This window comes from Micromonospora sp. CV4, from assembly GCF_003667455.1.
Classification (GTDB): domain Bacteria; phylum Actinomycetota; class Actinomycetes; order Mycobacteriales; family Micromonosporaceae; genus Micromonospora.
Map to the genome: position 1 here is coordinate 1 of NZ_RCVI01000378.1, position 13,607 is coordinate 13,607.

At 74.2% G+C, this 13,607-nt stretch carries 11 protein-coding genes; 5 read left to right on the plus strand and 6 right to left on the minus strand.

Going from position 1 to position 13,607, the window contains the following annotated elements:
- Positions 1-159: 159 nt before the first annotated feature.
- Entirely contained in the window at positions 160-666 is a 507-nt protein-coding gene (locus EAD98_RS26510; protein WP_121656698.1) for an inorganic diphosphatase, read from the plus strand.
- A 31-nt stretch (positions 667-697) separates the two neighbouring features.
- On the opposite strand, the gene eccD is transcribed toward EAD98_RS26510, so the two are convergent.
- On the minus strand, positions 698-2,101 hold the full coding sequence (gene eccD / locus EAD98_RS26515; protein ID WP_121656699.1) for a type VII secretion integral membrane protein EccD: 1,404 nt from the start codon (positions 2,099-2,101) through the stop codon (positions 698-700).
- A 101-nt stretch (positions 2,102-2,202) separates the two neighbouring features.
- Between eccD and eccCa the strand changes: the two genes are divergently transcribed.
- The 4 genes from eccCa (at position 2,203) to EAD98_RS26535 (ending at position 9,192) form a co-directional block, all read left to right on the plus strand.
- The gene (gene eccCa / locus EAD98_RS26520; RefSeq protein WP_121656700.1) at positions 2,203-6,186 is read left to right on the plus strand and encodes a type VII secretion protein EccCa; all 3,984 of its coding nucleotides are present in this window, start codon (positions 2,203-2,205) and stop codon (positions 6,184-6,186) included.
- 70 nt (positions 6,187-6,256) lie between these two features.
- Positions 6,257-7,597 (plus strand): type VII secretion-associated serine protease mycosin, encoded by a 1,341-nt coding sequence (gene mycP / locus EAD98_RS26525; RefSeq protein ID WP_233583981.1) that lies wholly within the window; start codon positions 6,257-6,259, stop codon positions 7,595-7,597.
- A 55-nt stretch (positions 7,598-7,652) separates the two neighbouring features.
- Positions 7,653-8,447: a phosphatase PAP2 family protein gene (locus EAD98_RS26530; protein WP_121656702.1), complete on the plus strand. Its 795-nt coding sequence runs from the start codon at positions 7,653-7,655 to the stop codon at positions 8,445-8,447.
- 37 nt (positions 8,448-8,484) lie between these two features.
- Positions 8,485-9,192 carry a phosphatase PAP2 family protein gene (locus EAD98_RS26535; protein ID WP_121656703.1) on the plus strand — a complete coding sequence of 236 codons (708 nt, stop codon included), beginning with the start codon at positions 8,485-8,487 and terminating at the stop codon, positions 9,190-9,192.
- A gap of 12 nt (positions 9,193-9,204) precedes the next feature.
- Here EAD98_RS26535 and EAD98_RS26540 read toward each other — a convergent pair whose 3' ends face one another.
- The 5 genes from EAD98_RS26540 to EAD98_RS26560 all read right to left on the minus strand — a co-directional run bounded on the left by EAD98_RS26540 (position 9,205) and on the right by EAD98_RS26560 (position 13,605).
- Positions 9,205-10,383, minus strand: coding sequence for a MarP family serine protease (locus EAD98_RS26540; protein ID WP_121656704.1), 1,179 nt, complete (start codon positions 10,381-10,383; stop codon positions 9,205-9,207).
- Positions 10,384-10,447: 64 nt separating this feature from the next.
- Positions 10,448-11,140: a CoA pyrophosphatase gene (locus tag EAD98_RS26545; RefSeq protein ID WP_121656705.1), complete on the minus strand. Its 693-nt coding sequence runs from the start codon at positions 11,138-11,140 to the stop codon at positions 10,448-10,450.
- The gene (locus tag EAD98_RS26550) at positions 11,137-11,748 is read right to left on the minus strand and encodes a TlpA disulfide reductase family protein (protein ID WP_121656706.1); all 612 of its coding nucleotides are present in this window, start codon (positions 11,746-11,748) and stop codon (positions 11,137-11,139) included. The genes EAD98_RS26545 and EAD98_RS26550 overlap by 4 nt, the downstream gene beginning before the upstream one ends.
- Positions 11,745-12,533: an endonuclease III gene (nth, locus tag EAD98_RS26555; RefSeq protein WP_121656707.1), complete on the minus strand. Its 789-nt coding sequence runs from the start codon at positions 12,531-12,533 to the stop codon at positions 11,745-11,747. Before nth ends, EAD98_RS26550 begins: the two co-directional genes overlap by 4 nt.
- 40 nt (positions 12,534-12,573) lie before the next feature.
- Positions 12,574-13,605: a CapA family protein gene (locus tag EAD98_RS26560; protein ID WP_233583982.1), complete on the minus strand. Its 1,032-nt coding sequence runs from the start codon at positions 13,603-13,605 to the stop codon at positions 12,574-12,576.
- Positions 13,606-13,607: the final 2 nt, after the last annotated feature.

Below are 13,607 nucleotides of genomic sequence, written 5' to 3' on the forward strand. Positions count from 1 at the left end.
CCCCACGACCCCCTCCTCCCCCAGCGAAAATCGGCTTGGGTGACACTACTTCGGTCCGAAGACTATGCGGCGGTCGGAGTCGGCGGGTGGGCATTCGCCTGTCCGAGGGGCCGCCAAGTGTTTCCGTTAGCCAGCGTGGGCAGACGAGGGAGCGTGCAGATGGATTTCGACGTGACGGTTGAGATCCCCAAGGGTCACCGGAACAAGTACGAGGTGGACCACGCGACCGGCCGGATCCGGCTGGACCGCACCCTCTTCACGTCCACCCAGTACCCGGCGGACTACGGGTTCATTGAGGGCACGCTGGGCGAGGACGGCGACCCGCTGGACGCCCTGGTGCTGGTCCCCGAGCCGACCTTCCCGGGCTGCCTCATCCGCTGCCGCACCATCGGCATGTTCCGGATGACGGACGAGAAGGGCGGCGACGACAAGGTCCTCTGCGTGCCCTACGAGGACCCGCGTCAGGAGCACCTGCGCGACATCCACCACCTGGGCGAGTTCGACCGGCTGGAGATCCAGCACTTCTTCGAGGTGTACAAGGACCTGGAGCCCGGCAAGTCGGTGGAGGGCGCGACCTGGGTCGGCCGCACCGAGGCCGAGGCCGAGATCCACGCCTCCTACCAGCGGGCCCGCGACGCCGAGGCCCGCGGCGAATCCACACACTGACGTTCTCTGACGTGCCGGGCCCGGGAGCCGCTCAACCGAGCAGCCCCCGGGCCCGGTCGTACAGGTCGAGCACCGCGCAGGCGATCGGCACCACGGCGACCACCAGCGCGGTGTCGGTCAGGTCCGCGATCCGGCCCAGGTACGGCGAGACCGGCCGGTGGGCGTACCCGGTGCCGGCCGCGACAGCCACCAGGGCCAGCGCCGCCCCACCGAGGACCAGTGCCAGGCGCCCGGCGTCGTCGGCCCGACCGACCAGCACCGCGCCCAGCACCGCGTAGCCGGCCAGACCGGCGAGCACCGCCGGCACCCGGTGCCGCAGCGCCACGAACAGCCGCGACCGCAGCAGCAGCACGGCCGAGGTCACCGCCACGAGCACCCGGCCGGCGGTCCCGCCGGCCACCCCCAGCACCGCCGCCGCGGCCACCGCCAGTAGGGCGTGCCCGAGCAGCATTCCGGTGAGCATCTCCTCGGTGCGGGTCACCGCCGCGTGGACCCGGCTCCGGTCCGGCAGGTCCCGGGCCGGCTCCGGCTCCGCCGCGGGGGCGGCGGCCGGCAGGGTGATCGGCGGCAACGGCAGCTTGCCCAGCCGGATGGCCAGCAGCGGGATCGCCCCCACGGCGAAGACCAACGTGCTGATCAGCACCGCCGCCGTGCCGGCCGGGGTCAACAGCAGCCCGCCGAGCGCCACCCCGGCACCGAGCAGCCCCACCGTGACGCCGGCCACGAAGACCCGCAGCCGGCTGGCCACCCCGAGCAGCCCCAGCAGCGCGACCAGCAGGAGCGCCGCCGAACCGGCCAGCAGTTCGGGCGCGCCGACCCAGCGCACCGGCCCGAAGAGGCCGACCGGGTCGCCCGAGCCGACCGCGAGGGCGCCGGCCACGAACGCGTACGGCAGGGCGTAGCCGCCGAGCGTCGCCCCGGCGGCACCGTCGCCGTTGGCGCGGGAGGCGACCGTGCCAGCCACCGTGAGCAGCACCGCCACCACGGCCGCCGCCAGCCAGCCGCCGCGGTGCGCCGGACCGCCGGCGAGCAGGGCGAGCAGCCCGACGGCGAGCGGCACCGCGGCACCGGCCAGGCCGGCCGTCCGGGTGGCGGTGGGCGACCAGGCGCCGCCCCGGCGACGGGCGCCGTCGGCGATCGCCTCCACCACGTCGTCGTACTCCAGCTCGGGCCAGTGGGCGCGGGCCGGCACGAGGTGGAGCACCTCACCGTCGCGGATCCCCTGCGGCAGCAGCGCCTGAGCGGTCGCCAGCAGCGCGCCGTCGGTGCGGCGCAGGACCCAGCCGCCGTGCCGTTCGCCGTCGTCGGCCAGCCCCTCACCGGCGTGCCGGAGCACGTCGGGCAGCAGCTCGGCCAGGGGCACCTGCTCCGGCAGGGTGACGTCCACCCGTCGTTGCGGCGCGCTGATGGTGACGCGGGCCAGCCCGGTTGTCATCGACTGGTCTCCATATCGAGGGGGATCAGAGGCTGCGCGGACGACAGGACTTTACCTACCATGAGCCAGGCTCGGGTTACCCAGCGCTGTCAGGAGGCCGAGTGTCCACCGTCGTCATCAAGCGCCCGCCCCGCCGGCCGGCGCCGGAGATCCCGACCGGTGAGCTGCCGGTCGAGGCGCCGCCGGAGATCCCGGCGGTGACCGGTGGACGGTGGCAGCAGATGCTCATGCTGCTGCCCATGCTCGGCGGCACGGTGGCGATGGCGATGATGTTCGGCCGGGGCGGCGGCGCCTACTCGTACGTGGTGGGCGGGATGTTCGGGCTCTCCTCGTTGGCGATGCTGGTGACCTCCTGGGGCAGCGCGTCGGGCACCCCCAAGAAGTCCGAGATGATGGCCGCCCGCCGCGAATACCTGCGCCACCTCGCCACGCTGCGCGGCCGGGTCCGGCGGACCGTCGGGCAGCAGAGGGCCGGGCTCTACTACCGACACCCGGACCCGGGTCGCCTGTGGTCGACGGTGGACAGCCACCGGGTCTGGGAGCGGCGGCCCGCCGACCCGGACTTCGCGGTGGTCCGGGTCGCGGTCGGCCCGCAGACGCTGGCCACCCCGCTCGTCCCACCGGTGACCCGACCGTTGGAGGAGTTGGAGCCGATGACCGCCGGCGCGCTGCGTCGCTTCCTGGACGCGTACTCCGTGGTGCCGGACCTGCCGGTGGCGCTGTCGCTGCGCAGCTTCGCCCGCGTGTACGTACGGACCGGCCCCCGCTCCGGCGGTGTCCCGGCCACCGGCGGGCCGCCCACCGGTGACCAGGCCGCGCAGGCGCTGGTCCGGGCGGTGCTGACCCAGCTGGCCGTGTTCCACGCGCCCGACGAGCTGCTGGTCGCGATCTGCGCCGGGCCGGAACGCCGGGCCGTCTGGGAATGGGTGAAGTGGCTCCCGCACGCCCACCATCCCGGCCGCACCGACGCGCTCGGCCCGGTCCGGCTGGTCACCAGCTCCGCCGCCGAGCTGGAACGGCTGCTCGGCGACGTGCTGACCAGCCGGTCCCGGTTCAGCCCGGCCGGCCCTGCCACCGACGGCCCCCACGTGGTGGTCGTCCTCGACGGCGGCGACCTGACCGGCGCCACCGACCTGACCGGCGACGGCGGCATCGACGCGGTCACCGTTCTGGACCTGGACACGCCGCCGCCGCGCCTGCTCGACCGGTACGCGCTGCTGCTGGAGCTGCGCGGCCGGCGGCTGCACTCCTGGTCGATCGAGGGGCAGGCCGAGGTGGGCAGCGCCGACCAGCTCGACCCCGCCGACGCCGAGGCGGTCGCCCGACGGCTGGCGCCCTTGCGGCTGGCCGGCACGGCGCGTGGCCCGGACGCCCCGCTCCAGGCCGAGCTGGGCCTTCCCGAGCTGCTCGGCCTCGGCGACCCGGAGAGCTTCACGGCCGAGCAGGGTTGGGCGCCGCGCTCGGCCCGGGACCGGTTGCGGGTGCCGATCGGGGTGGGCGTCGACGGCGGCGCCATCGAGCTGGACCTCAAGGAGTCCGCCCAGGACGGGATGGGCCCGCACGGCCTGCTCATCGGAGCCACCGGCTCCGGCAAGTCCGAGCTGCTGCGCACGCTGGTGCTGGGGTTGGCCGTCACGCACAGCTCCGAGCAGCTCAACTTCGTGCTGGTCGACTTCAAGGGCGGCGCCACCTTCGCCTCGTTCGACCGGCTGCCGCACACCGCTGCCGTGATCACCAACCTGGCCGACGCGCTACCCCTGGTCGACCGGATGGTGGACGCGATCAACGGGGAGCTGATCCGCCGCCAGGAACTGCTGCGGCGGGCCGGCAACTTCGCCAGCGTGCGCGACTACGAGCGGGCCCGCGCGGCCGGCACCCCGCTGGCGCCGCTGCCCTCCCTGCTGCTGATCTGCGACGAGTTCTCCGAGCTGCTCTCCGCCAAACCCGACTTCATCGACCTGTTCGTGCAGATCGGCCGCCTGGGCCGGTCACTCGGCGTGCATCTGCTGCTGGCCAGCCAGCGCCTGGAGGAGGGGCGCCTCCGGGGGCTCGACACCCACCTGTCGTACCGGATCGGGTTGCGGACCTTCTCCGCCCTGGAGTCCCGGACCGTGCTCGGGGTGCCGGACGCGCACGAGCTGCCCCGCTCGCCGGGCCACGGCTACCTGCGTGCCGGCACGGACCCGCTGGCCCGGTTCCGGGCCGCGTACGTCTCCGGCGCGGTCCGCCGCCGGACCGCGCCGGCCGGGGCCACCGCCGGGGGTGGCGCCCGCCTGCTCACGTTCACCACCCACGTCGTGCCGGTGCCCGAGCCGGCCAGCCCGGTCGCGCCCGCCGTGGCTGAGGAGGAGAGCGGCCGCGAGACCCTGCTCGACCTGCTGGTCGACCGGCTCGTCGGGCAGGGCCCACCCGCCCACCAGGTCTGGCTTCCGCCGCTCGGCCAGCCGTCGGCCCTGGACGACCTGCTCGGCCCGGTCGAGGTCGACCCGGCGCGTGGTCTCACCGTGGGCAACCCGGAGCTGCACGGCGCGCTGGGGGTGCCGGTGGCCATGGTGGACAGGCCACTGGAGCAGCGCCGGGACCTGCTCTGGCTGGCGTTGGACGGCGCGGCCGGGCACGTCGCGGTGGTCGGGGCGCCGCAGAGCGGCAAGTCCACCGCGCTGCGCACGCTGATCTGCGCGCTGGCGCTCACCCACACCCCGGCCGAGGTGCAGGTCTACTGCCTCGACTTCGGCGGCGGAGGGCTGGCCGCGCTCCGCGACCTGCCGCACGTGGGCGGGGTGACGGGCCGCGCCGACCCGACGGCGGTGCGGCGCACCGTGGGCGAGATGACCACCCTGCTGGCCGACCGGGAACGCCGCTTCGCCGAGCTGGGTGTGGAGTCGATGGCCGCGTACCGGCAGCGCCGGGCCTCGGCGGGGACGGCCAGCCAGCCGGGGGCCGACCCGTTCGGTGACGTGTTCCTGGTGATCGACGGCTGGAGCACGGTGCGCGGCGAGTACGACGACCTGGAGCCACTGGTCACCGAGCTGGCCACCCGGGGCCTGTCGTACGGGCTGCACGTGGTGGCCACGGCGCTGCGCTGGCTGGACTTCCGGCCGGCGATCCGGGACCTGTTCGGCTCCCGGCTGGAGCTGCGCCTCGGCGACCCGGCCGACTCGCTGGTGGCCCGGCGGGCCGCCGCGAACGTGCCCGAGCGGCCGGGTCGGGGGGTGACCGCGGAGAGCCTGCACTTCCTCACGGCGCTACCCCAGCTCGCCGCCGCTGGCGGGGACACCGCAGACCTGGTCAAGCGGGTCGCCGGCAGCTGGGCGGGTCCTCCGGCGCCCCGGGTGCGGCTGCTGCCGCCGGTGCTGCCGTACGCCGAATTGGACCTCGCGGCGACGACCGGGTTGCGGCTGCCGATCGGCATCGCCGAGGCGGACCTGCGCCCGGTGCTGCTCGACTTCGCCACCGAGCCGCATTTCGTGGTCTTCGGGGACGCGGAGTGCGGCAAGTCGTCGTTCCTGCGTGCGCTGGCCACCTCGATCATCACCCGGTTCGCCCCGGAGCAGGCCCGGGTGATCCTGGTCGACTACCGGCGCAGCCTGCTCGGCGCCATCGAGACGCCGCACCTGATCGGCTACGGCACCGCTGCGGCGCGCACCGCCGAGCTGATCGAGTCGGCCGCCGGCTACCTGGAGCGGCGAGCCCCGGGTCCGGAGGTCACCCCCCAGCAGTTGCGTGACCGGTCCTGGTGGTCCGGGCCGGAGCTTTTCGTGCTGGTGGACGACTACGACCTGGTGGCGGCCGGTCCGGCGAACCCGTTGCGGGCCCTGGAGGAGCACCTGCCGCACGCGCGCGACGTCGGCCTGCACCTGGTGCTGGCCCGCCGGTCCGGCGGCGCGGGCCGGGCCCAGTACGAGCCGATCGTGCAGCGCCTGCGAGAGCTGTCCACGGCCGGCCTGGTGATGGCGGGCAGCCCGGAGGAGGGCGCACTGGTCGGTCCGGTCCGGCCCGGGCCGCTGCCACCCGGCCGTGGCCGGTTGGTCACCCGGCGGGACGGTGTACGCCTCGTCCAGCTCGCTCAGCTGCCACCGACGTGACCCGTCTCCCCGGTTCCTCCCGTGACAGGTGGGGAAACCGGTAATCTCCGATCGTCATGGTTCCGTCGGGATGAGGGCTGAGGATGTGACTGGGGTTCGGCACAGCTGTCCGGCAGCGGCCCGACGGGCGACCGGCCGGATGCTGCTCGGTGTGGTGGCGGTGCTCGCCGTCGCGGCTCCGGCCGCGGCCGTCGCGCCCGTTTCCGTGCCCGCCACCGGTGGTCAGCTCGCCGGCGCGCCGATGGCGTTCGCCCCCGGTGACAGCGTGAGCCGCACCGACCAGGTCCGTGACGAGCAGTGGCAGCTCGACGAGCTGCGCGCCGAGACGGCCTGGCGCAGCTCGACCGGGCGGGGTGTGACCGTCGCGGTCATCGACTCCGGAGTGGACGCCAGCCATCCCGACCTGGTCGGCCAGGTGCTGGCCGGCACCGACCTGGTCGGCCCCGACGCCGCCGGCCCGGATCCGGTGGGGCACGGCACCACCGTCGCGGGCCTGATCGCCGGTCGGAAGGACGACAAGCGGGGAGTGGTCGGGCTGGCGCCGGACGCCCGGATCCTGCCGGTACGCGTGCTCGACGACGAGAACCGGTACGACGACGCGCTGATCGTCGCCCAGGGGGTGCGTTGGGCGGTCGACCACGGCGCCAGCGTGATCAACCTGTCGCTGGGAGGCAGCGGCGACAGCCCCGCCCTGGCCGCGGCGCTGGACTATGCGTTCGCCCGGGACGTGGTGGTCATCGCCTGCACCGGCAACCTGGCCACCTCCACCAACTCCAAGGTCTGGTATCCGGCCCGCGAGCCGGGCGTGATCGCGGTCGCCGGCCTGGAACGCAGCAGCGACAATCTCTGGTCCGGTTCCATCACCGGCCGCGCGACGGTGCTCACCGCTCCCGCCACCGGCCTGGTCGGCGCCCGTCCCCCGGGCGGGTACTGGCGGGTGCAGGGCACCAGCTTCGCGGCGCCGCTGGTGACCGCCACCGCCGCGCTGGTGCGGTCCCGTTACCCGCGGATGCCCGCCGGCGAGGTGGTCAACCGGCTGCTGGCCACCGCGCGCGACCTCGGCCCGACCGGGCGGGACGACCGCTTCGGGTACGGGATGGTGGACCCGGTGGCCGCGCTGACCGCGCAGGTCCCGCCGGTGACCGTCAACCCGTTGGACGACCTGACGTCGCCGGGCGTGGTCGGCTTCGGCCCGGCCCCCGGTTCCGCCGACAACGACCCGGTGACCGGCGCCGGCAGCGACCCGCTCGGCCTCACCGCACCCCGGCAGCAGACCCGGTGGACGGCCCGGGCGGCCGGCGCGCAGGCCGAATCCGCGCCGGAGCGCCTGTGGACCGGCGCCGCGCTCCTCGTCGCCCTGATCACCGGCGCGGCGTTGATGGTGCGCCGGTTCCGCCAGCGGGCCCGCTGAATCGCCGCCGGAGCCGCAGGGCTGAGCGCACCGTCGGTGGGGTAGAACCGTCCCCATGAACACCCCCGGCCCGCGCACCCTGGACCGCGCCCACCACCCGTCCTGGTGGTGGCGGCGCCGCCTCGACCCGGACCATTCGCTGGGCCTGCGGCTGACCCTGGCCGCGGCGGCGGCGTTCCTGGTGCTGGTGCCGTTCGCGCTGCTCGCCCTGTTGGTGCTCGGGGGCTGGGCGCCCCTGCACCGGCTGGACGCGACGGTCACCGACGCGCTGCACGGCTACGCGGTCGACCATCCGGCCTGGGTCGCGGTGATGCGGATCTGGACCGAGGTGTTCGCACCGATGCCGCTGCGGGCCGTCGCCCTGCTCGTGGTGATCTGGCTGCTGCGCCGGGGAGCCCGGCGGCTCGCCCTGTGGGTGACCACCACCATGGTGGTGGGCGGGTTGATCGGCCCGCTGCTCAAGCTGCTCGTCGGCCGGGACCGGCCGGACCTGCTCGACCCGGTCGCCCGGGCCGCCGGCTACGCGTTCCCCTCCGGGCACGCGCTGAACGCCACCCTGACGGGCGGGGTGCTGCTGATGGTGTTGCTGCCGTACGCCCGGCGGGGGCGGTGGCGGGTCGCGCTCTGGGTCGCCGCGCTCCTGGTCGCCGCGCTGACCGGCCTGAGCCGGGTGGCACTCGGCGTGCACTGGGCCAGTGACGTGCTGGGCGGGTGGCTGCTCGGTACGGCGGTGGTCGCCGCGACCACGGCCGCGTTCACCAGCTGGCGGGCGCACACCGGCCTGCGCCCGGTCCAACCCACCACCGAAGGCGTCGCGCCGGAGGTCGAGCGGCACCCCGAAGCCACCTGAGGCGTGCGTACGGCGTCGGCCGGGTACTGGCCGGCCCATGTCCGACACCGTGGTCCAGATCGTCCGGCGGGTGCTGCTGCCGGTGACCCTCCTGCTCGGCGTCATGGTGCTGCTCGGGGTCCTGGTCACCCGGGTGTTCGCCCGGACCTGGCCGTTCACCGTGGAGGACGGGGTGAACCGGGAACTCGCCGCCGACCGCACCAACGGCTGGAACGACGTGTCGCTGGTTTTCAGCACGCTCGCCAGCACCCAGATGATCGTCGTGGTCACCGTGCTGGTGGCGCTGGCGCTACGGCTCTGGCTGGGCCGCTGGCGGGAGCCGCTCTTCCTGTGCGCGGCGGTGACCGCCCAGGCGCTGGTGTTCCTGCTGACCACGCTGGCCATCGACCGGCGCCGGCCGGCGGTCGAGCACATGGACGTCTCTCCGCCCACGTCCAGCTTTCCGTCCGGGCACACCTCGGCGGCGGTGGCGCTCTACGTCGGCATCGCCGTGCTGCTGGCGCTGCGGTCGCGGCGTACCGGGGCGAAGGTGGCCTGGTGGACGCTGCTGCTGGTGGTGCCGCTGGGCGTGGCGCTGACCCGGATGTACCGGGGGATGCACCACCCGAGCGACGTGGTCGCGTCCTTCCTCAACGGTGGCACCTGCGTCGCGATCATGGCGCGGAGTGTGCTGGACCGCGGGGTGCGGTGGGGACGGGCGCAGCTACCCGCGGCGGGGCGACCCACCGAACCGGCCCGGAGCTGACCCGGACGGCGATCAGGTGCACTCGCCGGTGCCGACGCGCCGGTTGCGTTCCGCGCCGGCCAGCGCCACCGGGCGCGCCTCCGCGGCGGTCACCGCGAAGCCGGTGTTCGGGTCGTCGGCCGCCGCCGCGAAGATGACGCCGAGCACCAGGCCGTTGGCAGAGACCAGCGGACCGCCGGAGTTGCCGCTGCGGACCAACGCGCGGATCGTGTAGATCTCCCGGGTGACGTCCCCGGACGCGTAGATGTCCGGCCCGGTGATCCGGTCGACGTCGCGTACGCGCGCCGACTGGGCGTTGTACGGGCCGTCGAGCGGGAAGCCGAGCACGATGGCGTCCGTGCCGCTGCCCGCGTTGCCGGCCGCGAACCGCAGCGACGGGCCGGGCAGCCCGGGTACGAGCAGCACGGCCAGGTCCCGGTTCGGGTCGTAGACCACCACCTCGCCGTCGTACCGGTCGCCACCCAGCTCCACCGCCACCGAGCGGGTGCCGGCCACCACGTGCGCGTTGGTCATCACCCGGTCGTCGGCGTACACGAAGCCGGAGCCCTCGATCCGGCGCGAGCAGCCGGGCGCGGAGCCGAGCACCTTGACCACCGACCGCTGGCCGTTGACCACCACCTGGGAGCCGGCCAGCGCAGGGTCGGGAGGCTCGACCTGCCGGGCCCGGGTCGGTGCGAGGTCACCGAAGACGTCCGGGAAACCGTCGGTGTCGACGGTGTCCCGGAGCGCGGTGGAGAGCTCGTGGGCCTGGTCCGGCAGGACCTGGTTCACGACGGTGATCAGCGCGCTGTTGCGCACCGACGCGGCGAGCCAGGGCACCGAGGACGAGCCGAGCGGCACGGCGACCAGCCAGGCGAGCAGGAGCACCGCGAACAGCGAGACGAACGCCCCACCGACGTCGTCGACCTGCTTGCCCACCTCACTGGTGATCGTCTTGCGCAGGTGCGAGCCGAGCCAGCCGGCGAGCGCCTGCCCGACCACGGCCAGCCCGAAGACCGCGACCAGCGAGATCAGCACCCGGACGCCGGGGTCCACGAACTGCCGGGCGAACAGCGGCCCGAGCTGGAGACCCAGCAGCAGCCCCAGGAAGAAGCCGGAGAGCGACAGGATTCCGATGACGAAGCCCTGACGGTATCCGCTGATCGCGAACACGAGCATGAGCAGCAGCAGGACGAGATCCACGACGGACACGGGGTCCAGCGTACGGGCAGGGCGCCCGGCAGATGACCATCGCTTCCGGAAGGTGACCGAGCGGTCAGCGCAGGGCGGTCTCGTCGGCGTCGTCGGTGCCGGCCGAGGGCGCCGGTGTCGCCCCGGTCGGCGGCAACTCAACCACCCGGCCACGCGGCCACGGGCGGGCCCAGCCGCCCATCTCCAGCAGGGTGGCCAGCACCCCGGCGGTGAACCCCCAGACCAGCATGCCGCGCGCCGAGAACGCCGGGCCGATCCAGCCGCTGGGGTGGCGGACGCGCAGCCGGTTGGCCGGGTCGACCAGCTCGCTCACCGGCAGCCGGGCCACGTGCGCCACCTCCGCGGGCTCGCGGGGGTGCACCGGGTGCGGGTCGTGCCACCAGGCCAGCACCGGGGTGACCACGAAGTCGCTGACCGGGATCCACAGCTTCGGCAGCTCGGCCAGCACGGTCACGCTCGCCGGGTCGAGGCCGACCTCCTCGTTCGCCTCGCGCAGCGCGGTGGCGCGGACGTCGGCGTCCTCGGGGTCGGCCGCGCCGCCGGGAAAGGCCGGCTGACCGGCGTGGTTGCGCAGGGTGGCGGCGCGCTGCAGGACGAGCACGTCGGGACCGACGCCGGGCTGCTCACCGAGCAGCACCAGCACAGCGCTCTCCCGGCCACCCTCGGCCGGGGTGACCAGTCGGGTGAAGTCCTCGGCGCGGGCGGTGCCCAGCCGGGTCAGCAACGGCTCGATCCACTCGGGTGGGCGGCGGGTCACGCCGGCACCGCCAGACCGAGGTGCTGACGGACCAGCTCGGCGAGTCGGGCGTCGTCGAGCGCCCCGGTCGTGTCGATGTGCCGGATCCGGCCCTGGGCGTCGACGAAGAGGGTCAGCGGGATGGCGTTGCGTTTCAGCGCCCGTTGCAGCGCCTCGCCCTGATCCACCAGGATCGGGAACCGGACGCCGAAGTCCTCGCCGATGGACTGGGCGCCGTCGCGGCTGTCCCGGTTGTTCACCCCGACCACCTGGAGCCGCCCGGCGGTCCGCTCGCTGAGCCGCTGGAAGGCGGGCAGCTCCTTACGGCACGGCGGACACCAGGACGCCCACACGTTGATCACCGCCGGCCCCGCGACCTCGCGCAGCGCGACCGGGGCCCCGCCGGTGAAGCAGGCCAGGGTCAGCTCCGGCAGGGCCTCGCCACCGGTGCCGGGCGCGGCCGTGCCCGCACCGGCCTGGGGTGCCGTGCTCAGCTTCGAGCAGTCCTGGAACGGCGACGGGCGCTGAGCGGCGGCCGAGCGGGGTGCGGGGGCGTCGTCCGCGGCGGTGGTGCACCCGGCGACGAGCAGCAGCAGCGGCAGGACCAGCAGGGCGAGGCGCCGGTTCACGGCACCTCCGCGGCAACCGCCTGGGCGGGCACCAGCTCCGGGTCGACGCCGGCGGCCGCCGCGAGGTCACGGGCCCGGGGCCCCTTGAGCAGCTTGGCGGCGGCGGCCGGCTCGGTCGGGCCGGTGCCGTACGAGGGGCAGAGCTTCGCCAGCGTGCACGCGCCGCAGGCCGGCTTGCGGGCGTGGCAGACGCGCCGCCCGTGGAAGATGATCCGGTGCGACAGCATCGTCCAGTCCCGCTTGTCGTACAGCGCGCCGACCGCGTGCTCGATCTTGACCGGGTCGGTCTCGGTGGTCAGCCGCCACCGGTGGACCAGCCGCTGGAAGTGCGTGTCGACGGTGATGCCGGGGACGTCGAAGGCGTTGCCCAGGATGACGTTGGCGGTCTTGCGGCCGATCCCGGGGAGCGTCACCAGGTCGACGAGCCGGCCGGGGACCTGGCCGTCGTACCGGTCGAGGAGGGCCTGACCGAGCTTGAGCAGGGAGTCGGTCTTGTTGCGGTAGAAGCCGGTGGGCCGGATCAGCTCCTCCATCTCGCCCCGGTCGGCGCTGGCGTACGCCGCGGCGGTCGGGTAGCGGGCGAAGAGCTTCGGGGTGACCTCGTTGACCTTCTTGTCCGTGCACTGCGCGGAGAGGATGGTGGCGACGGCCAGCTCCAGCGGCGAGGAGTGGTCGAGTTCACAGTGCGCGTCGGGGTGCGTCTCGGCCAGCACCCGACCGATCTTGCGGGCACGGCGTTTGCGCCCGAGGTCGGTCTCGCTGGCACCGGGAGGGCTACTGGTCACGACGGTCAGCCTACGTCGCGCCCCGGACGTTCCCGTCGGGTCAGCCGGCGCTCGGCGGGGAGATCTTGCCCTGCTTGTCGAACCGGGCGCCGTCCTTCGGGAAGTCACTGCGGCTCAGCTCGCCGAGCAGGCCCAGGCCCCGGTCGTCCGGGTCCAACGTCGGCTTGCCCGCCGAGTTCATGTACGTGGAGGTGAACGAGCCGCCGGCCCAGGCGCCGTCCGGCTTGAGCGACACCTTCAGCACCCCGCCCCAGCCGAGCCGGCCGGTGTTGCTCAACGAGTTGCCCCCACCGGCGAAGTTGCCCAGGCTGTACGCGATCAGCCGGCCCTTGTAGAACTCCATGCCGCGCAGCACGTGCGGTCCGTGCCCGACGATCAGGTCGGCGCCCGCGTCGATCATGGCGTGCGAGAACTTGACGGGGTCGCCCCGGTTCTCGCCGAGGAACATCTCGGTGCCCGGCTTGACCCGGGTCTTGTCCGCGCCCTCGCCGCCCATGTGCACCTGCACCACGACCACGTCGGCCATGGTGGCGGCCTTGGCGATCACCGCCTTCGCCTTGCTGATGTCGACGAGGCTGTTGGACCACACGTACGACGAGAAGCCGGCCACGGCGACCTTGACGCCCTTGACGTCGACCACGGTGATCTGGTTCGGAGCCCCGGTGTGCGCCAGGTCGTACTTCTCCAGCGCCTTCTGGGTGTTCTGGTAACCCTTCGGGCCGTAGTCGTAGCCGTGGTTGTTGGCCTGGTTGAGCAGTTCGAAGCCGGCGTCCCGCAGGTGCGCGGCGTACTCCGGTGGGGCCCGGAACTGGAAGCAGCGGGTCGAGTTGGCCCCGCACTTGCCGGTGCCGGTGTCCACCGTCAGCGGCTCCTCCAGGTTGCCCATCACCAGGTCGGCCTTGAGCGCCTCGGTGACCGAGGTGAAGAAGCCCTTCCCGCCGGCGGCGGGCAGCCGGCTCGGCGCGTTGCCCATGATGATGTCGCCGGTGGCGGAGAGCGAGATCGCGCCGCCCCCGCCGGCCGAGGCGCCGCCGCTGGCCTTCGGGCCGGCCGTCGTCACCGGCGACATCATCA